Source organism: Streptomyces violaceoruber (assembly GCF_033406955.1).
Classification (GTDB): Bacteria; Actinomycetota; Actinomycetes; order Streptomycetales; family Streptomycetaceae; genus Streptomyces; species Streptomyces violaceoruber.
The window spans coordinates 6,225,364-6,244,790 of the sequence record NZ_CP137734.1 but is presented as its reverse complement, the minus strand read 5'-3'; the positions used below and the strand labels follow the sequence as shown (position 1 = coordinate 6,244,790).

Sequence of the window (19,427 nt, the reverse complement as noted above, 5' to 3'; positions counted from 1 at the left end):
GGGGAAAGGCCGAGGAGGGCCGGGTGACGACCTATGACGATCAGGCGAGCCGTGGAGGCACCGCCGCGCGAGCGTACGGGAGCGTGGGGGAAGATCTGACCGCCGTGGTCGAGCGGGTCCGCGGTTCGGTGGAGGACGTGATCGAGGGCAAGCCCGAGGTCGTCCGGCTCTCGCTGACCGTGCTGCTGGCCGAGGGGCACCTGCTGATCGAGGATGTGCCGGGCGTCGGCAAGACCATGCTGGCCAAGGCGCTGGCGCGGTCCATCGACTGTTCCGTGCGCCGGATCCAGTTCACGCCGGACCTGCTGCCCTCGGACATCACCGGGGTGTCGATCTGGGACCAGCAGCGGCGGGACTTCGAGTTCAAGCCGGGCGCGATCTTCGCCCAGGTGGTGATCGGCGACGAGATCAACCGCGCGTCGCCGAAGACGCAGTCGGCGCTGCTCGAGTCGATGGAGGAGCGCCAGGTCACCATCGACGGCCAGACCTACGAGCTGCCCAGTCCCTTCATGGTGGTGGCGACGCAGAACCCGGTCGAGATGGAGGGCACCTACCCGCTTCCGGAGGCCCAGCGGGACCGCTTCATGGCCCGGGTCTCCATCGGCTATCCGAGCCCGGAGGCCGAGTTGCAGATGCTCGACGTGCACGGCGGGGCCAGCCCGCTGGACGACCTCCAGCCGGTGGCGCACGCGCACGACATCCTGAAGCTGATCGAGGCGGTCCGCGGCGTCCACGTGGCGGATCCGGTCCGGCGGTACGCGGTGGACCTGGTCGCCGCCACCCGCACCCACCCGGACCTCAGACTCGGCGCCTCGCCGCGTGCCACGCTGCACCTGCTGCGCGCGGCGAAGGCGTCCGCCGCCCTGAGCGGCCGGGACTACGCGCTGCCGGACGACGTGCAGGCCCTCGCGGTCGCCGTCCTGGCCCACCGGCTGCTGCCGACCGCGCAGGCCCAGCTCAACCGCCGCACCGCCGAGCAGGTCGTCCAGGAGATCCTGCAGCGCACCGCGGTGCCCGCGGAGCCGCAGCAGCAGACGGGCTTCGGCGTGGGCCGCGGCACGCCGGCGTACGGTCAGCAGCCGCCGCGGAGGGTGTGATGGACGCCGGGGGGACGGACCGGTCCGCGGCCGACGGGGGCGAGGGCGGCGGCATCCGGACCGCCCTTTCCGGTCTGACCACCCGAGGGCGCTCCTTCCTGGCCGCCGGCATCGCGGCCGCGGTCTGCGCGTACGTCCTGGGCCAGAGCGACCTGCTGCGGGTCGGGCTGCTCCTGGGTGCCCTGCCCCTGGTCTGCGCGGCCGTGCTCCACCGCACGCGCTACCGGGTCGCGGGCAGTCGCCGGCTCTCCCCCGGGCGGGTGCCCGCGGGCAGCGAGGCCAGGGTGCACCTGCGCGTCGACAACGTCTCCCGGCTGCCCACGGGTCTGCTGATGCTCCAGGACCGGGTGCCCTACGTACTCGGTCCGCGTCCCCGCTTCGTGCTCGACCGGGTGGAGCCGGGCGGTCGCCGCGAGGTGTCCTACCGGGTCCGCTCGGACCTGCGCGGCCGCTTCCCGCTGGGCCCGTTGCAGCTGCGGCTGACCGACCCGTTCGGCCTGTGCGAGCTGACCCGCTCCTTCTCGACGTACGACACTCTGACGGTGATCCCGCGGGTGGCGGCGCTGCCGCCGGTGCGGCTGAGCGGTGAGGCGAAGGGGTACGGCGAGGGACGGCAGCGCTCGCTCGCGCTGGCCGGTGACGACGACGTGATCCCGCGCGGGTACCGCTACGGCGACGACCTGCGCCGCGTGCACTGGCGCTCCACCGCGCGCTACGGCGAGCTGATGGTGCGCCGCGAGGAGCAGCCGCAGCGGGCCCGCTGCACGGTGCTGCTCGACACCCGGGTCGTGGCCTTCGAGGGCGCGGGCCCCGACTCGGCCTTCGAGTGGGCGGTGTCGGGCGCGGCGTCCGTGCTGGTGCACATGCTGGAGCGGGGCTTCTCCGTCCGGCTGCTCACCGGCAACGGCGACGCGGTGCCGGGCGAGGGCGCCGACGGCTTCGCGGGCGCGAGCCAGGGGACGGCCGACGCGGCCGGTCTGATGATGGACACCCTCGCCGTGATCGACCACTCCGACGACACGAGTCTGTCGCGGGCGTACGACATGCTGCGCGGCGGGAACGAGGGGCTGCTGGTGGCGTTCTTCGGCGACCTGGACGAGGAGCAGGCCACGGTGGTGGCGAAGATGCGGCAGCGGGGCGGCGGCGCCGTCGCCTTCGTCCTGGACAGCGAGACGTGGGCCCGGGAGCCGGCCGACGTGCCCGGCCCGCCGGCCGGGAGCGACGAGCGGCTGCGGATGCTCCGTGAGGCGGGCTGGACCGCCGTGGCGGTCCCCCGGGGCGCCACCGTGGAGGAAGTGTGGCGCATGGCCGACCACGAACGCACCACCCTCGCGGCGCCGGCCGGCGGAGAGGGGGCGTGATGAGCGGGCGCGCGCGGTTGGCGGTGTGTGCCTGGGCGGCCACGTTGATGGCGGCCTGTGCGTTGTTGCCGTTGGTCGAACCGGCCACGTGGATCCTCCAGGCGGCGGTCCTGCTGGCGGTGCAGTCGGGGGTGGGCGCGGTGGCCCGGCGGGTGCCGCTGGCCCGGCCGCTGACCATCGCGGCGCAGGCCCTGGTGACGCTGGTACTGCTGACCCTGGTCTTCGCCCGGCAGCAGGCGCTCGCCGGGCTGGTCCCCGGCCCGCAGGCCTTCCAGCGCTTCGCCGATCTGCTCCAGCAGGGCGGCGACGACATCGCCCGGTACGCGATCCCGGCGCCGCTGGAGTCCGACGGCATCCGGCTGATGCTGGTCGGCGGCGTCCTGGTGATCGGGCTGCTGGTGGACACGCTCGCGGTGACCTTCCGCAGTGCCGCCCCGGCCGGCCTTCCCCTGCTCGCCCTGTACTCGGTGGCCGCGGGGCTGTCCGAGGGCGGCGCCGACTGGTTCTGGTTCCTGGTCGCGGCGGTCGGCTATCTGATGCTGCTGCTGGCCGAGGGGCGGGACCGGCTCTCGCAGTGGGGCCGGGTCTTCGGCGGCTCCCCGCGCCCACCGGGCCCGGAGCAGGGGCGCGCCCTGGCCCCGGTCCGCACCGGCCGGCGCATCGGCGCCTTCGCGCTGGGCATCGCACTGGTGGTGCCGCTCGCCCTGCCCGCGATGGACGGCGGGCTGCTGGACGGCGCCGGCGGCGGCGTGGGCTCCGGCACCGGTGGCGGCGGCACGATCTCCGCGGTGAACCCGCTGGTCTCCCTGCGGGACAGCCTGAACGTCAACGAGGACCGCCAGGTCCTGTCCGTCCAGACGGACTCCGAGGACCTGTCCGACCTGTACCTGCGCATCGTGTCCCTGGACGACTTCGACGGCACCACCTGGAAGCCGTCCAAGCGGCGCATCACCGCCGTGCCGGACGGCACGTTCCCCACCCCGGTCGGGCTCGGTCCCGACATCAGGCGCACGGAGACCCGGGCCCTGATCTCGGCCGCGGACTGGTACGCGCAGGACTGGCTGCCGATGCCCTATCCGCCCAGCGGCGTGCGCGTCGCGGGCAACTGGCGCTTCGAACCCGTCGGCATGACCCTGGTCGGCGACCACGGCCAGAACACCCGCGGGCTGAAGTACGAGGTACGCAGCCTGAACGTGCAGCCGACGGCGGAGCAGCTCGCCGCGGCGCCGCCGCCGTCGGCGGCCCTCACGCGCGAGTACACGGAGCTGCCGGACTCGCTGCCCGACGTGGTCTTCCGGACCGCCCGCGAGGTCACCGCCGGCGCCGCGAACCCCTACGAGCAGGCGGTCAAGCTCCAGGAGTACTTCGCGGTCAACGGCGGCTTCGAGTACGACACCCAGGTCAAGGTCGGCAGCGGCTCGGAGGCGATCGCCCGGTTCCTGAAGGACAAGGAGGGCTTCTGCGTCCACTTCTCCTTCGCCATGGCGGCGATGGCCCGCTCCCTGGGCATTCCGGCCAGGGTCGCGGTCGGCTTCGCGCCGGGCTCCCCGCAGGCGGACGGCTCGGTGTCGGTGGGGCTGCGGGACGCGCACGCGTGGCCCGAGGTGTACTTCGAGGGCGTGGGCTGGACCCGCTTCGAGCCGACGCCGACGCGTGGCTCGACCCCGTCGTACACCATCACGGACCGGCCGGGCAGCTCGGTGCCGGACCCGGCCGTCCCGTCGCAGAGCGCGGAGGCGGAGCCGTCCGCGGCACCCTCGTCGAGCGACACCTGCGCCCCGCAGGACAAGAAGCTGGACGCCTGCCCCAACGAGTCCGCGGTGGCCGTGCCCGTCACCGGGGACGACGGACCGAAGTGGTACGCGCTGCCGGCCTGGGCCCTGGCCGGGCTTCTGGTGCTGCTGCTCCCGCTGGCACCGATGCTGTGGCGGCTGCGCGCGAGGGCGGTACGGCTCGGGGCACACGGCCGGGGGGCGGCGGACGTCGGCCCGCACACGCTCGCGGTGTGGCAGGAGCTGACCGACGCCGCGTGGGACCTCGGCATCCTGCCCCAGGAGTCGCAGACCCCGCGCAAGGCCGCGGCCCGCATCGTCCGGCTGGGCGGGCTCGAGCCGACGGCCGCACAGGCGGTGCACCGGGTGGCGGACGCCGTGGAGCAGGTCCTCTACGCGCCCCACCCGCGCCCGGCGGCGGGGCTGGCGGAGGATGTGCGGCTGGCGACCGCCGGGCTGCGGGCCGCGGTCGGCCGCGGAACGCGGCTGCGCGCACGGTTCGCCCCGCGTTCGGCCATCCGGGTGACCTGGACGGTGTCGGCCCGGTGGACGGCCCTGAAACGGCGGGCCGCGGCCGCCCGGCCCCAGTGGCGCAGGACATCGGACCAGCAGGGCTGAGCCGAACGGGCGCCGACCCCACGCGGGTCGGCGCCCCGGCCGGTGTCTCGGGGCGTCGACGGGCGCTCATGGGTACGCGTGAGGGGGTGACCACCCGGACGGTGGTCACCCCCTCACGCGCATGTGCTGGTGAGCGGCTGCTCGGACGGTGCTACTGACCGCCCTGCTGCTCGTCCCTGCGGCGCTGCCAGCGCTCGTCGATGCGGTCCATCATCGAGCGTTTCTGTCGTCCTTGGCGGCGCGCGGCCTGCGGTCCGGCACCGGCCGCCTGCTGCTGCTCGCCCGGTTTGGGGGCCTTGCGCCAGCCGGTCACGGCGAGTACCGCGCACCCCAGCATGACCAGGAAGCCCACCACGCTGAGCCACACCTGCTGGGCGACCATACCGGCCATGAGGAGCGCAATACCTACAAGGAAGCCCGCGACCGCCTGGTAGACCCGTCGCCGGGTGTACGTACGCAGCCCGCTTCCCTCGAGCGCTGTCGCGAACTTGGGATCTTCGGCGTACAGCGCTCGCTCCATCTGCTCGAGCATGCGCTGCTCGTGCTCCGAGAGCGGCACGGAGTCCTCCTCATCGTGCAGTCGCCGGGGCGACCCGGGGGGTCCCTTCAGGATAGGCAGGGAATCGCCCCCGTGAAACCCGCCCCTCTGCGCCAATTGACCAACCGGACTCCGTCATGGCCGTACCGGCTCGCTGAAGTTCCCATTCCCCAGCGGCCGACCCGTCATGCCGGGCCGTCTCCCTCGATCATACGGCGACTGCCCCCCGTTCGGGGGGCCTGTGGCGTACTCCATCTGCAGTCGCGTCCCTGATCAGCGCCTTACCCCACCGGACGCTCAGGCCTCGCCGGCCCCTCGCGTCTCGCCGAGCACATGGAGCTGGGTGGCCACGGAGTGGAACGCGGCGAGTTCGGCCGCCGCGGCCTCCAGCTTCAGCAGGGCGTCCATGGCACCGGGCTCGGTGTCCACCAGCACGCCGGGAACGAGGTCGGCGAAGACCCGTACCCCGTGCACGGCACCGATCCGGAGCCCGGCGGCCTCGACCAGCCCGGTGAGCTGCTCGGCGGTGAACCGGCGCGGCACCGGGTCACCCGTGCCCCAGCGGCCGTCCGGGTCGGCCAGGGCCTGCCGGGCCTCCGTGAAGTGGCCGGCGAGGGCGCGCGCGAGCACGGCCCCGCCCAGGCCCGCGGCGAGCAGGCTGAGGACGCCGTCCTCGCGCAGCGCCGCCACCGCGTTGCGGACGCCCTCCGCGGGGTCGTCGACGTACTCCAGGACGCCGTGGCACAGCACCGCGTCGTAGCCGCCGCGCTCGGCCACGTCGAAGAGGCCGCGGGCGTCGCCCTGGACGCCGCGCACGCGGTCGGCGACCCCGGCCTCGGCGGCCCGGCGCTCCAGGGCGAACAGGGCGTTGGGACTCGGGTCCACGACGGTGACGCGGTGGCCGAGTCCGGCCACCGGCACCGCGAAGTTGCCGCTGCCGCCGCCGGTGTCGAGGACGTCCAGCGTCGGCCGGCCCGTGGCCTTCACCCGGCGGTCCAGCGCGTCCTGGAGGACGTCCCAGACCACGGCGGTGCGCAGCGCGGCCCGGGAACGCGAGGGCTCGGAGCGCGAGACGGCCGTGTGCGGCCGGGGGTGGGAGGCGGGCGGGCGCATCGGGTCCGACACGGCAGTTGACTCCTCGGCGCGGCACCGCCTCGGACACGGGCGGAGCGAACGGGCTGCCGCCCCCGCCCGGTGCGGGGAGGGGGAGGCTTCAGGCGACTCCCACCCTATTGCCTGCGCCGCGGGCACCGGGCACCCGTACGTCTCCTGCTCAGCCGGCGTCCGGCAGGTCCCGGCCCGGGTGACCGGCGTCGGAACGGCGGGGCCGCTCGGAGCCCTGGCCCGGTGGGTCCGTGTCGGGGCGGGGCTGGGGCAGGACCGGCTGGAGGACCAGCATCCGCTCCACCAGGCGCAGGAACATCGCCACGTCGCGTATCAGGTCGTCGGCGTCCCGGCTGCCCGCCGCGCCCCGGATGCCCGCCTCGGCGCGCGCCCGGCGCGGCGCGCCGGAGGCGAACAGCGCGCTCCACTCGGACAGCTCGGGCGCGATCTCGGGCAGCACCTCCCAGGCGCTGCGGATGCGGGCCCTGGCCCGTGGGCCGGTCTCCGGGCGGCCGCGCGCGGCCAGCACCGCGGCGGCGGTGCGCAGGGCGGCGAGGTGGGCCGTCGCGTAGCGCTCGTTCGGCGTTTCGAGGGTGGTGGCCTCCTCCAGCCCGGCCCGGGCCTGGGCGAGCAGGTCGAGGGCGGCGGGCGGGGCGGTCGTCCGGCGGAGCACGGGGTGCACGTCGCTCGCCGGTCCGGTCAGTGAGGGTGCAGGGCCGGCGGCGCGGTGCCGCCGGGCGGCGGCTGCGGACGAGTGGGCCATGACGATCCTCCTGTCGTCTCCGTGACGGCACGTCCTGGCAGGAGGTGCCGTATGTGCCCATCGTGAGGTATGGCACTGACAATCCGTTCTGACCTGGACTTTCGATTCGATCGGCCGTTCGGTACGGGGCGTGCGCCGGCTGCGGTGACGCCGCCGTGCGGGGGTGCTGTGAGAATCGGGACCATGGAAAGCAGCAGCACCGCCTCGCAGAGCGGCAGCCGTCGCGAGGCCACCCGGCAGAAGCTCTACGAGGCGGCGGTCACCCTCATCGCCGAGCAGGGCTTCTCCGCCACCACCGTGGACGAGATCGCCGAGCGGGCCGGGGTCGCGAAGGGCACGGTCTACTACAACTTCGCCAGCAAGTCCGTCCTCTTCGAGGAGCTGCTGCGGCACGGTGTCGGCCTCCTGACCGCCTCCCTGCGGCAGGCCGCGGAACGGACCGCCCGGGAGGGCCGCGGCCGGGTCGACGCCCTGGACGCGATGATCCGCGCGGGGCTCGTCTTCATCGACCGCTACCCGGCCTTCACCCAGCTGTACGTCGCCGAGCTGTGGCGCACCAACCGGGCCTGGCAGTCCACGCTGCTGGTGGTCCGGCAGGAGGCCGTGGCGGTGGTGGAGGGCGTCCTGCGCGAAGGCGTGGCGAGCGGTGAGTTCAGCGAGGACATCGACGTGCCGCTGACCGCCGCCGCGCTGGTCGGCATGGTCCTGGTGGCGGCGCTGGACTGGAAGGCGTTCCAGCCGGAGCGCTCGCTCGACGACGTGCACGCCGCGCTGTCCCGGCTGCTCCAGGGACGCGTGAGCGGCCGGGGCTGAGCGGCCGAGGCGGAGCGGCCGGGGCGGAGCGGCCGGAGCCGGCCGGCGGGCGGGGAACGGCGGTGCACGAAGAACGCCGGTCCGTGGTGGCCGCGTCCCCCGCGGGCCGCCGTCGGACCGGCGCCTTCTCCTGCTCCCCCGTACGTCCCCGCGTCGGGACTCCCGTCACCGGTCGTCCCTCCGGGCTCCCCCGTGTCTCGCTCCCGCCGGCCCCGGCCGGCGGAAGGAGCGGATCGCGGGCCCGGCTCCGTTCCGGCGCCCCGTGCCGCCGGTACCGGAGCCGTGCCCCTCTCCGTGTCTCCACTCTCTCGTTCACGCAGGTCGCGGCCCATCCGCGCGCGTACTCATCTACCGCACTAGGTACGGCTACTCAGTCCTGCGCACCCGGCCCCACGGCGCGGCGCCGCCGACCGGTCACCTGGACGTCCGTTCCGGTGCTCAGCCCTCGCACGGGGTGCCGGTGGCGGCGGATAAAGTCCCTGGCATGGCACGGATTGCGGTGATCGGCGCCGGGATGGGCGCGATGGCGGCGGCCGCCCGGCTGGCCGTCGCGGGCCACCGGGTGGTGGTGTACGAGCGGGCGGGGACCTACGGCGGAGCACTGGGCCGTGTCGAGCGGGACGGGTTCCGCTTCGACACCGGCCCCGGCCTGCTCCCGCTGCCCGCGGTCTGGCGCGATCTGTTCGTGAAGACCGGCAAGGAGCCGCTGGAGTCCCGCGTCGAGCTGGTCCAGGTCGACCCGTCGTCCCGGCACGTGTTCGCGGACGGCACGGAGGTCGCGCTGCCGAACGCCTCGCGGGCGGGTGTCGTCGCCGCCCTGGACGCGGTGCTCGGTGCGGGCGCCGGGCGGCGCTGGGGCGACTTCCTGGTGCGGGCCCGGGAGACCTGGGACCGCACGCGCCGTCCCCTCCTGGAGGAGCCGCTGTGGCCCAACTGGCGGGTGCTGGCCGAGCGCGAGCCCTATCCGGCGGTCCCGCACAAGCGGCTGCTGCGCACCCGCCGGGCCGGCACGCTCGCCGAGGTCGGCGCGTGGGAGCTGCGTGACGCCCGGCTCGCCGCCCTGCTGGAGAGCCACGCGCTCGCCCACGGCCTGGATCCCCGCACCGCCCCGGCGAACGCCGCGGTCCTGCCGTACATGGAGTACGCGTTCGGAGTCTGGTACGTGCGCGGCGGCGGTCTGCGGGAGCTGGCGCGGGCGGTGTACGAGCGGTGTCTGGCCCGCCGGGTCGAGTTCCGCTTCGGGGCCGAGGTCACCGGGATCGTCGAGAAGGACGGCCGGGTGGCGGGCGTGGAGCTGGCCGAAGGGGCCGTGGCGGAGGCCGAGTTCGTCGTCTCCGGCGTGGCGCCGGGCGTGCTGGACCGCCTGTGCGGTGGGGCGCCGGTGCGCGGCGGGGGCGAGGTGCCGCCGCAGCGCGGTGGGGCGAGCCGGCTGACGGTGCTGCTGGCCCTGCGCGGCAGCCGCCCGGCGGGCACCGCGCACCGGACGGTGGTGCACGCGGCGGACCGCGAGACGGAGTTGGACCGCCTGTTCGGCGCCGCTCCCGGGATGGCCGCGCGGCCGACCGTCACCGTACTGCGGCCCGACGATCCTGCGCTGGTCCCCGACGCGGACCACGAGGCGGTGACGCTCAGCGCTGCGGTGCCCGCCCTGGACGGTGCCTCCGACCGGGCCACGACCGAGGTGTTCGCCCACTGGGCCGGGCAGTTGATGGAGGTCGCCGAGCGGGCCGTGCCCGGTCTGCGCGACCGTCTCCTGTGGCACGAGGTGCGCACCCCGGCCGAGGTCGCGGCGGACACCGGTACGGCGGACGGGGCGATTCCGGTGCCGTCGCTGGCGGGCGCCGACGGACGGCTGCTGCACCCGGCGAACGGCACGCGCACGGACGGCCTGTTCACCGTCGGCGGCTGGTCCCACCCCGGCGGGGGGCTGCCGCACGCGGGCATGTCGGGCGCGCTGGTCGCCGGACTCGTGGTGGAGGGGCCGGAGTTCCGCGGCTCCCAGTGAGCGGCTCCGGCTTCCTCTTCCTCAGAAGCGGTACTGCTCGTCGTAGCCCTGGCCCTGCGTCTGGCCGTCGCCCTGGTAGGGGTAGGGCTGCTGCTCGGGAGGGAGTTCGCCGCCGTAGGGGTCGTCGGTGCTGCGCTGCTGCGGCACCCACACTCCGCCGGCCGGGGTCTCGCCGCCGTAGCCGCCGGGCGCGCCGGGGGCGCCGGGGGCGTACTGGTCCTGCCCGTAGCCCTGCTGGCCGTAGTTCTGCTCACCGGTCGTGTCGTAGCCGCCGGTGTCGTACGTCCCGCCGCCGTAGGTGTGGGTGCCGATGTACGGGTCGGAGTAGGCGGCGTACTGCTGCTGGGCGCCGGTGTCGTAGCCGTACTCCTGCTGCTGGCCGTAGCCGGAGTAGTCGTAGGCGTACGCCTGGTCGGCGCCCGGCGCGGCGGCCGCCTGCTGCTGGCCGGTGCCGTAACCGGGGTCGGTGTAGACGCCGTACGAGTTGGTGTCGTCCGGCATGGGCTGCGGTTCGTAGACGGCGGTGGTCTCCGCGGCCGAGGGGTCGGCGGTGGGCCGGGCCGGGGTGAAGACGTCGTCGCGGTCGTAGTCGTCGTGCCCGTACGAGCCGGTGCCGTCCTGGCCCGGGGCGTGGCCCGGGGCGTGGCCCGGGGCGGGCTCGTCGTAGCCGTCGTGGTGGTCCTGGCCGCCCTCGGCGGGTTCGAGCCCGGAGACCTCCAACGTCGGTTCCCGGCGGCCCCGTTCGGGACGCCCGCGCTTGCCGACGAGGCTCGCCGGGGCGTTGACCGCCCAGCCGGCCTCGAAGCCGCGGCGGAACGACAGGGTGACGTAGGTCTGGCCGACCGCGAAGGCGGCGGCACCGACGCCGATGACGAGCACGTTCGACATCAGCACACCGGCCACGACGCCGACGAAGCCGGCGAAGGCCAGCAGCCGCCAGCGCAGCCGCGCCTTGTACTGCAGCAGCACCTCGCCGAGCAGCCACAGCGCGACGACGCCGAACGCGATGTAGAGGACCGTCCAGCCCATGTACGCCCCTCTCCCAGTGGCCGTTACGCAGTGTGTCGCAAATACGTGCGGCCGGTCTAGGCCCGCGGTGGGTGGTGCAGGCCCAGGTTCTCGTAGATTTCCAGCGTCGCCGTGGAGTTGTTGAGCGTGATGAAGTGCAGTCCTGGCACACCCTCGGCCAGCAGCCGCGCGCAGAACTCCGTGGCGAACTCGATGCCGATCGAGCGTACAGCCGCCGGATCGTCCTTGGCTGTGAGGATCCGCTCTTTCAGCTCCGCCGGGAACGAGGCGTTGCTGAGCTTCGGCAACCTCTCCAGCATCTTCACACTGGTCACCGGCATGACCTCGGGAATGACCGGGGTCGCGCAGCCGGCCGCGGCGACCCGGTCGCGCAGCCGGAGGTAGGAGTCGGGCTGGAAGAACATCTGGGTGATGGCGTAGTCGGCGCCGGCCCGGCACTTGTCGACGAAGTTCGTGACGTCCGTGTCCCAGTCGGCGGAGCGCGGGTGCATCTCGGGGAAGGCCGCGACGCCGACGCAGAAGTCGCCCGACTCCTTGATGAGCCTGACCAGTTCGGCCGCGTAGGTCAGGCCCTCGGGGTGCGCGATCCAGTCGGCGTTCGGGTCGCCGGGCGGGTCGCCGCGCACGGCCAGCATGTTGCGGATCCCGGCGTCGGCGTACTGGCCGATGATGTTGCGCAGCTCGGCGACGGAGTGGTCGACGGCGGTGAGGTGGGCCACCGGCGTCAGCGTGGTGTCGGCGACGATCTGCTGGGTCTCGCGGACCGTGCCGGCGCGCGTGGAGCCGCCGGCGCCGTAGGTCACGGAGACGAAGTCCGGGGCCACGGCCTCGACCCGCCGCAGCGCGCTCCAGAGGTTCCTCTCGCCCTTGGGCGTCTTCGGCGCCGAGAACTCGAACGAGTACGTCGTCTTGCCGGTGGCGAGGATGTCACGCACCGTGCGGGCGCGATCCGTCCTCGTGCTTGCGGTTCCGAGGGCCATATGGGCAGGTTAGCCAGGGTGCGGCGGTCACCCAACCGGATGCGGGACTTTTGTCCACATTGTCGAGTTGTTGTCCACCCTTTGGACACCTGCCCGCCGCAGACGACGGCCTGCGACGACGTCGGTGGCGAGGTGCGGCTACCCGTGTGCCGGAGCCTGCCGCAGCCGCCGGGCGAACTCGGCCGCCGCCGCGCCCGGGTCCTCGGCGGCGGTGATCGCGCGCACGACGACCACGCGCCGGGCGCCCGCCTCCAGCACCTCGTCCAGGTTGCCGAGGTCGATGCCGCCGATCGCGAACCAGGGGCGGTCGGTATCCAGCGCCGCCGTGCGGCGGACCAGGTCGAGGCCGGGTGCGTGGCGGCCGGGCTTGGTGGGGGTCGGCCAGCACGGGCCGGTGCAGAAGTAGTCCACACCCTCCTGGGCCGCGGCCGCGGCGGCCTCGGACTCGGCGTGCGTGGAGCGGCCGATCAGCACGTCGTCGCCGAGGATCGCGCGGGCGGCGGGCACCGGCAGGTCGCCCTGGCCGAGGTGGAGCACGTCGGCGCGGGCCGCGTGCGCGACGTCCGCGCGGTCGTTGACCGCGAGGAGCTTTCCGTGGCGGGCGCAGGCGTCGGCGAAGACCGCCAGGTGCTCCAGTTCCTCCGCCGCCTCCATTCCCTTGTCCCGCAGCTGCACGATGTCGACGCCGCCGGCGAGCACGGCGTCCAGGAACTCGGGCAGGTCGCCCTGGCTCCGGCGGGCGTCCGTGCACAGGTAGAGCCGGGCGTCGGCGAGCCGGGCGCGGGCGGCGGTCGGGGCGGTGTCGGGCATGCGGGTGTCCCCCGGTCGTTCGGTGGCGTGGGCCCAGGACGGACCCCGCGGTGGTGGCGTGGGCCCACGACGGACCCCGCCATGGTGGCGTACTGGCACGGCGCCCGGCGTGCGTGGCCGCACGCCGGGCGGTGTGGCGGATCGGCGGTGCGGGTCAGACGGCGAGCGCCTGGGCGCGGCGCTTCACCTCCGTACCGCGGTTCTCACTCAGTGCCTGGGCGGGGGTGCCGGGCAGGCTCGGGTCGGGCGTGAAGAGCCACTCCAGCATCTCCTCGTCCGTGAAGCCGTCGTCCCGCAGCAGCGTCAGGGTCCCGACCAGGCCCTTGACGACCTTGTCCTCGTCGATGAAGGCCGCGGGGATGTGCAGCGCGCGGTTCTCACCGCGGCGTACGGCGATGAGCTGGCCCTCCTTGATCAGCTGGCGTACCCGGGTCACCTCGACGCCGAGCATCTCGGCGATGTCGGGAACGGTGAGCCAGGCGGGCACGAGAGCATCGGTCTTTGCGTCAATCTCGGTCACGCCTCCAGCCTGCCACCTGGCACTGACAGTCGGAAACCTGGCTACGCCGTGGCCGCCGTCGCCGCCTTCAACGGCTTCGCCGGGTCGGCCAGCAGGTCCGGGTCCATCGGCGTGCCCGCCTGGATCAGGCGCCTGCCCTGCGCCAGGTCGCGGGGGCGGCCCACCGCGAGCAGGGCGACCAGGCGGCCCTCGCGCAGCCAGCAGACTGTCCACGCCGGGCTCGCGGGCTCGCCGCGCCACAGGGTGGTGTCGGCGGCGGTGTGGTGACCGGCGTACTGGACGAAGCGGCCGAACTGCTCGGACCAGAAGTAGGGCACCGGGTCGTAGGCCGCCGGGGTCTCGCCGCCCGGGGCGCCGACGATGTCGGCGGCGACCGTGCGCGGGCCCTGGAGGGCGTTGTCCCAGTGGTGCACCAGCAGCCGCTCGCCGTAGCGGGCAGAGGGGAAGGAGGCGCAGTCGCCGACCGCGTGGACGTCCGGCGCGGACGTGCGCAGGAGGTCGTCGGCCAGCACCTCGCCGTGCGCGCCGAGGGCGATGCCGGACCCGGCCAGCCAGCCGGTGGCCGGGCGGGCGCCGATGCCGACGACGACCGCGCCCGCGGCCAGCCGGGTGCCGTCGTCGAGGACGACCCGGCCGGACTCACCGGGGCCGCCGGACTCGACGCGCTCCACACGTGCGCGGGTGCGCAGTTCGGCGCCGGCGTCGGCGTACCAGGCGGTCATCGGCGCGGCGACCTCGGCGGGCAGCGCGTCGGCCAGCGGCCGGTCGGCGGCCTCCACCACGGTCACCGCGCAGCCCGCCTCGCGCGCGGCGGTGGCGAACTCGGCGCCGATCCAGCCCGCGCCGACGACCACGACGTCGTGCTGCCGGGCGAGTACCGGCCGCAACCGTTCCGCGTCGTCCAGGGTGCGCAGCAGGTGCACGCCGGGCACGCCCTCCGCGCCGGGGAGCCGCACCGGTTCGGCGCCGGTCGCCAGAACGAGGACGTCGTAGGGCACGGGCCCCTCGGAGGTGTCCAGGACGTGCTCCGCGGGGCGCACGCCCAGGGCCTCGCAGCCCAGCCGCAGGGTGATGCCGAGGGCCTCGAAGTCGACGTCGAAGGCGGAGCCCTCGGCGGTGCCGAGCAGGACGGCCTTGGACAGCGGGGGGCGGTCGTACGGCTGGTGCGGCTCCGCACCGATCAGGGTCACCGGGCCGGTGAAGCCCTGTTCCCGCAGGGCGACCGCGGTCTGCACGCCCGCCATCCCGGCGCCCACCACGACCACACGGCGCTCCGCGTCCGCCGCCGGCCGCCGTCCCCGTTCGCGTCGGTCCCGCTGTTCTCGTTCCCGCGTCTGCTCGCTCACCCGATCACCATAGACACCCGGCGTTTCGCCGGTCGGTGCCCGCACCCCGCGGGCTGCCCGGCGACGCCCCCGGCCCCGGGAGGCTCCCTTACAGGGGCGCCGCCCGGCGGGCTAGGGTGGCCGGAGCAAGGCACTCGCGGGAGCCCGGACGCACCGGGCTGAGAGGGAGGCTGGCGGCCTCCGACCGTACGAACCTGATCCGGGTCATGCCGGCGAAGGGAGGGGCTGGACGCCCATGTCGTCTCCATCACACACGCCTCCGCACACACCTCGTACGTCCCGTACGCCCGACGTTCTCGTCGTCGGCGGCGGGATCATCGGGCTCGTCACCGCCTGGCGGGCCGCGCGGCGCGGGCTGGTCACCGCCCTCGTGGACCCCGAGCCGGGCGGCGGGGCGGCCCAGGTGGCGGCCGGGATGCTGGCCGCCGTCACGGAGCTGCACTACGGCGAGGAGACGCTGCTCGCGCTGAACCTCGCCTCGGCCCGCCGCTACCCGGAGTTCGCGGCCGAGCTGACCGAGCTGACCGGCCACGACCTCGGTTACCGGCGGTGCGGCACACTCGCCGTCGCGCTGGACGCCGACGACCGCGCCCACCTGCGCGAACTGCACGCGCTCCAGCAGCGCTCCGGCCTGGAGTCCGAGTGGCTGTCGGGGCGCGAGTGCCGACGCCTGGAGCCGATGCTCGCGCCGGGCGTGCGCGGGGGGCTCCGGGTGGACGGCGACCACCAGATCGACCCCCGCCGCCTCGCCCGCGCGCTGGTCGCCGCCTGCGAACACGCGGGTGTGGTCTTCCACCGCGTGTGGGCCGAGCGGCTCACCGTCGGGCGCGGGGACCGGGCCACGGGCGTCGTCGGCGCCGACGGCACCGCCCTGGAGGCCGGGCAGGTGGTGCTGGCCGGGGGCAGCCTGAGCGGGCGGCTCGGGGGCGTGCCGGAGGCCGTGCTGCCGCCCGTGCGGCCGGTGAAGGGGCAGGTACTGCGGCTGACCATGCCGCGGACGCCGGGGCCGCTGCTGAACCGGACCGTGCGCGCCGTGGTGCGCGGCAACCACGTCTACCTGGTGCCCCGGGAGAGCGGCGAGCTGGTCGTCGGCGCCACCAGCGAGGAGCTGGGCTGGGACACGACGGTCACCGCGGGCGGCGTCTACGAACTGCTGCGCGACGCCCACGAGCTGGTGCCCGGCATCACGGAGCTGCCTCTGACGGAGACCCGCGCGGGTCTGCGTCCCGGCTCCCCGGACAACGCCCCGCTGCTCGGCCCGACCGCTCTGGACGGCCTGCTGCTGGCCACCGGTCACTACCGCAACGGCGTCCTGCTCACCCCCGTCACCGGCGACGTCATGGCGGAGGCCCTGACCGGCGGGGAGCTGCCGGACGTGGCCCGCCCCTTCGGCCCGAGGCGCTTCAGCGCCGTCCCCGCACGCTCGGAGCAGCCCGCATGAACATCTCCGTCAACGGCGAGCCGCGCGAGGTGGCTCCCGGCACCGCCCTGGACGCGCTGGTGGGCACGCTCACCGCGGCCCCGTCCGGAGTGGCCGCCGCCCTGAACGAGACCGTCGTCCCGCGCGCGCGGTGGTCCGCCACCGCCCTGGCCGACGGTGACCGTGTCGAGATCCTCACCGCCGTCCAAGGAGGCTGACCATGGCCGACGATCCCTTCGTCCTCGGCGGTACGACGTACGCGTCCCGCCTGATCATGGGTACGGGCGGGGCGCCCAGCCTGGACGTGCTGGAGCGCGCGCTGGTGGCCTCCGGGACGGAGCTGACGACCGTCGCGATGCGGCGGGTGAACGCCTCGGTGCACGGCTCCGTGCTGTCCGTGCTGGAGCGGCTCGGCATCCGGGTGCTGCCGAACACGGCCGGCTGCTTCACCGCCGGGGAGGCGGTGCTCACGGCCCGCCTCGCGCGCGAGGCGCTCGGCACGGACCTGGTCAAGCTGGAGGTCATCGCGGACGAGCGCACCCTGCTGCCGGACCCGGTCGAGCTGCTGGACGCGGCGGAGACGCTGGTGGACGACGGGTTCACCGTGCTGCCGTACACCAACGACGACCCGGTGCTCGCGCGGAAGCTGGAGGACGCCGGGTGCGCGGCGATCATGCCGCTGGGCTCGCCGATCGGGTCAGGCCTCGGGATCCGCAACCCGCACAACTTCCAGCTGATCGTGGAGCACGCGCGCGTACCGGTGATCCTGGACGCCGGGGCCGGTACGGCGTCGGACGTGGCGCTGGCGATGGAGCTGGGGTGCGCGGGTGTGATGCTGGCCTCGGCGGTGACGCGGGCGCAGGAGCCGGTGCTGATGGCTGCGGCGATGCGGGCGGGGGTGGAGGCGGGGCGGTTGGCTCGGCGGGCCGGGCGGATTCCGCGGCGGCATTTCGCCGAGGCGTCGTCTCCTGCGGAGGGCCTGGCGGTGCTGGACCCGGAGCGGCCTGCCTTCTAGCGGACCGGTGCTGGGGCTGGGGAGTGCGCGACCCGGCGTTGCGGGGTGCCGCTGCGCCCACCCGTGCCGCCCCAGCGACACGACTGCCCGCAGCTGGGTGCGTTGCGTACGTCACAGGTGCGCTGCAGTACCGGTCCCATTCCGCTCGGCGGCGCGGGGTGTCGGTGGCGGCTCGTACACTCACCTGCGTGGACACGACCCTTCAGGACCCTCTCGTCGGGCAGGTGCTCGACGGCCGGTACCGCGTCGAGGCGCGGATCGCGGTCGGCGGGATGGCCACGGTCTACCGGGCCGTGGACACCCGCCTGGACCGCGTGCTCGCGCTGAAGGTGATGCACCCGACGCTCGCGACCGACGCCACCTTCGTCGAGCGGTTCATCCGCGAGGCCAAGTCGGTGGCCCGGCTCGACCACCCCAATGTCGTCCAGGTCTTCGACCAGGGGGCCGAGGGGGCGTACGTCTACCTGGCGATGGAGTACATCGCGGGCTGCACCCTGCGGGACGTGCTGCGCGAGCGCGGGGCGCTCAGGCCGCGGGCGGCGCTGGACATCCTGGAGCCGGTCCTCGCCGCGCTCGGCGCCGCGCACCGGGCGGGGTTCGTGCACCGGGACATGAAGCCGGAGAACGTGCTGATAGGTGACGACGGCCGGGTCAAGGTCGCCGACTTCGGCCTGGTCCGGGCCGTGGACACCGTGACCAGCACCACCGGCGCCGTCCTCGGCACCGTCTCCTACCTGGCGCCCGAGCAGATCGAGCACGGCACCGCCGACCCCAGGGTCGACGTGTACGCGTGCGGTGTCGTGCTGTACGAGATGCTGACCGGCGCCAAGCCGCACGACGGGGACTCCCCCGCGGCGGTGCTCTACAAGCACCTCCACGAGGACGTGCCGCCGCCCTCGGCCGCCGTGCCGGAGCTGGCGTACGAGCTGGACGAGCTGGTGGCCGCGGCGACCGCGCGGAACCCGGAGATCCGGCCGCACGACGCCGTGGCGCTGCTCGCGCGGGCCCGCGAGGCGCGTGAGTCGCTGAGCGCGGCCCAGCTGGACGCGGTGCCGCCGCAGGCGCTCGCCGCGGAGCACGACAACGCCGAGGACCGCACGAGCGTGATCCCGCGCGCGCTGACGATGCCCCGGCCGCTGCCCGTCAACGAGGACGACGGGTCCGCCGGCCCGGACGGCCGCTTCGCCTCGGACGGCGGGTTCGGCGCGGACGGGGTCAACCGCACCAGCCGGCTGGCCGCTCCCCCGCCGGCCCCCTCCCCGTCCCGGCGGCTGCGCCTGCGCCGCGGGCCGCTGACGATCGTCGTGGCCGTCCTGCTGGTGTTGGGGATCGGCACGGGCGTCTGGTACATCAACTCCGGCCAGTTCACCAAGGTGCCGCCGCTGCTGTCCAAGACCGAGGCGCAGGCCCGGGACCGGCTGGACGACGCCGGTCTCGACGTCGGCAAGGTGCGGCACGCCTACAGCGACACCGTGGAGCGCGGCAAGGTCATCAGCACCGACCCCGGGGTGGGCGACCGCATCCGGAAGAACGACTCCGTGTCCCTCACGGTCTCCGACGGCCCCGACACCGTGAAGCTGCCGGACGTGACGGGCTACAAGCTGGACAAGGCCCGCACGCTGCTCGAGGACGAGGGGCTGGAGCCGGGCATGGTGACCCGGGCGTTCAGCGACGAGGTGGCCAGGGGCTTCGTGATCTCCACCAAGCCCGGGTCGGGCACCACGGTGCGCGCGGGCTCCGCGGTCGCCCTGGTCGTCAGCAAGGGCAGCCCGGTCGACGTCCCGGACGTCACGGGCGACGACCTGGACGAGGCGCGGGCCGAGCTGGAGGGGGCCGGCCTGAAGGTGAAGACCGCCGACGAGCGGGTGAACTCGGAGTACGACAGCGGCCGGGTGGCCCGGCAGACGCCGGAGCCGGGCGGCCGGGCCGCCGAGGGGGACACGGTGACGCTCACGGTGTCCAAGGGGCCCCGGATGATCGAGGTCCCGGACGTGGTCGGGGACAGCGTGGACGACGCCAAGCAGAAGCTCGAGGACGCGGGCTTCGAAGTGGACGAGGACCGCGGTCTGCTCGGGCTGTTCGGCGACACCGTGAAGAAGCAGTCCGTGGACGGCGGGGACACGGCTCCCGAGGGGTCGACGGTCACCATCACGATTCGCTGATCCGGCCCCGGCCCCGGCGCCGGACGCCGGACCGGCCGCCGCGCGCGGCAAGCGGCCGGTCGGGGCCTGCGGTG

17 protein-coding genes and 1 riboswitch are annotated in these 19,427 nt (G+C 74.7%); of the genes, 9 read left to right on the top strand and 8 right to left on the bottom strand.

The annotated features are described in order from the left end of the window. The first annotated feature begins 23 nt into the window (after nt 1–23). Genes R2E43_RS27890 through R2E43_RS27880 form a run of 3 tightly spaced genes read left to right on the top strand, consistent with a single transcriptional unit; the run spans nt 24 to nt 4,848 of the window. Complete coding sequence (locus tag R2E43_RS27890) at nt 24–1,097, top strand: AAA family ATPase (protein ID WP_016326008.1); 1,074 nt, start codon at nt 24–26, stop codon at nt 1,095–1,097. Continuing rightward, complete coding sequence (locus tag R2E43_RS27885) at nt 1,097–2,458, top strand: DUF58 domain-containing protein (protein ID WP_003976720.1); 1,362 nt, start codon at nt 1,097–1,099, stop codon at nt 2,456–2,458. The genes R2E43_RS27890 and R2E43_RS27885 overlap by 1 nt, the downstream gene beginning before the upstream one ends. Next, nucleotides 2,458–4,848 (top strand): transglutaminase TgpA family protein, encoded by a 2,391-nt coding sequence (locus tag R2E43_RS27880; protein ID WP_332056686.1) that lies wholly within the window; start codon nt 2,458–2,460, stop codon nt 4,846–4,848. The genes R2E43_RS27885 and R2E43_RS27880 overlap by 1 nt, the downstream gene beginning before the upstream one ends. 151 nt (nt 4,849–4,999) lie before the next feature. Here the strand turns inward: R2E43_RS27880 and R2E43_RS27875 are convergent, their stop codons facing one another. The 3 genes from R2E43_RS27875 to R2E43_RS27865 all read right to left on the bottom strand — a co-directional run bounded on the left by R2E43_RS27875 (nt 5,000) and on the right by R2E43_RS27865 (nt 7,253). Continuing rightward, nucleotides 5,000–5,407: a spore wall synthesis complex protein gene (locus tag R2E43_RS27875; protein WP_011028137.1), complete on the bottom strand. Its 408-nt coding sequence runs from the start codon at nt 5,405–5,407 to the stop codon at nt 5,000–5,002. Between the two features lie 276 nt (nt 5,408–5,683). After that, a complete protein-coding gene (locus tag R2E43_RS27870; RefSeq protein WP_030869367.1) occupies nt 5,684–6,511 on the bottom strand; it encodes a methyltransferase in 828 nt (275 codons plus the stop codon). Nucleotides 6,512–6,659: 148 nt separating this feature from the next. Then, nucleotides 6,660–7,253, bottom strand: a complete 594-nt coding sequence (locus tag R2E43_RS27865) for an SAV_6107 family HEPN domain-containing protein (protein ID WP_030869371.1) — start codon at nt 7,251–7,253, stop codon at nt 6,660–6,662. A gap of 183 nt (nt 7,254–7,436) precedes the next feature. On the opposite strand from R2E43_RS27865, the gene R2E43_RS27860 reads away from it, so the two are divergent. After that, nucleotides 7,437–8,066 (top strand): TetR/AcrR family transcriptional regulator, encoded by a 630-nt coding sequence (locus tag R2E43_RS27860; protein WP_011028140.1) that lies wholly within the window; start codon nt 7,437–7,439, stop codon nt 8,064–8,066. Nucleotides 8,067–8,550: 484 nt separating this feature from the next. After that, nucleotides 8,551–10,071: a phytoene desaturase family protein gene (locus R2E43_RS27855; RefSeq protein ID WP_332056685.1), complete on the top strand. Its 1,521-nt coding sequence runs from the start codon at nt 8,551–8,553 to the stop codon at nt 10,069–10,071. A 21-nt stretch (nt 10,072–10,092) separates the two neighbouring features. Here R2E43_RS27855 and R2E43_RS27850 read toward each other — a convergent pair whose 3' ends face one another. The 5 genes from R2E43_RS27850 to R2E43_RS27830 all read right to left on the bottom strand — a co-directional run bounded on the left by R2E43_RS27850 (nt 10,093) and on the right by R2E43_RS27830 (nt 14,756). Further along, on the bottom strand, nt 10,093–11,100 hold the full coding sequence (locus R2E43_RS27850; RefSeq protein ID WP_332056684.1) for an SCO2102 family sporulation regulator: 1,008 nt from the start codon (nt 11,098–11,100) through the stop codon (nt 10,093–10,095). A 56-nt stretch (nt 11,101–11,156) separates the two neighbouring features. Beyond that, nucleotides 11,157–12,080, bottom strand: coding sequence for a methylenetetrahydrofolate reductase [NAD(P)H] (metF, locus tag R2E43_RS27845; RefSeq protein WP_011028143.1), 924 nt, complete (start codon nt 12,078–12,080; stop codon nt 11,157–11,159). Between the two features lie 138 nt (nt 12,081–12,218). Further along, entirely contained in the window at nt 12,219–12,890 is a 672-nt protein-coding gene (thiE, locus tag R2E43_RS27840; RefSeq protein WP_093455918.1) for a thiamine phosphate synthase, read from the bottom strand. A 154-nt stretch (nt 12,891–13,044) separates the two neighbouring features. Beyond that, a complete protein-coding gene (locus R2E43_RS27835) occupies nt 13,045–13,410 on the bottom strand; it encodes an Rv2175c family DNA-binding protein (RefSeq protein ID WP_003976711.1) in 366 nt (121 codons plus the stop codon). A gap of 41 nt (nt 13,411–13,451) precedes the next feature. After that, nucleotides 13,452–14,756 carry an NAD(P)/FAD-dependent oxidoreductase gene (locus R2E43_RS27830; protein ID WP_408649122.1) on the bottom strand — a complete coding sequence of 435 codons (1,305 nt, stop codon included), beginning with the start codon at nt 14,754–14,756 and terminating at the stop codon, nt 13,452–13,454. A gap of 126 nt (nt 14,757–14,882) precedes the next feature. Next, nucleotides 14,883–14,994, top strand: a riboswitch (TPP riboswitch). Between R2E43_RS27830 and thiO the strand changes: the two genes are divergently transcribed. From thiO to pknB, 4 genes are all read left to right on the top strand, one after another. Beyond that, a complete protein-coding gene (thiO, locus tag R2E43_RS27825; RefSeq protein WP_016326016.1) occupies nt 14,992–16,197 on the top strand; it encodes a glycine oxidase ThiO in 1,206 nt (401 codons plus the stop codon). It overlaps the preceding riboswitch by 3 nt. Then, complete coding sequence (thiS, locus tag R2E43_RS27820; RefSeq protein WP_003976708.1) at nt 16,194–16,394, top strand: sulfur carrier protein ThiS; 201 nt, start codon at nt 16,194–16,196, stop codon at nt 16,392–16,394. The genes thiO and thiS overlap by 4 nt, the downstream gene beginning before the upstream one ends. A gap of 2 nt (nt 16,395–16,396) precedes the next feature. Then, on the top strand, nt 16,397–17,191 hold the full coding sequence (locus R2E43_RS27815; protein WP_003976707.1) for a thiazole synthase: 795 nt from the start codon (nt 16,397–16,399) through the stop codon (nt 17,189–17,191). Nucleotides 17,192–17,379: 188 nt separating this feature from the next. Beyond that, nucleotides 17,380–19,353, top strand: coding sequence for a Stk1 family PASTA domain-containing Ser/Thr kinase (pknB, locus tag R2E43_RS27810; RefSeq protein WP_030869390.1), 1,974 nt, complete (start codon nt 17,380–17,382; stop codon nt 19,351–19,353). The last annotated feature ends 74 nt before the right edge of the window (nt 19,354–19,427 follow it).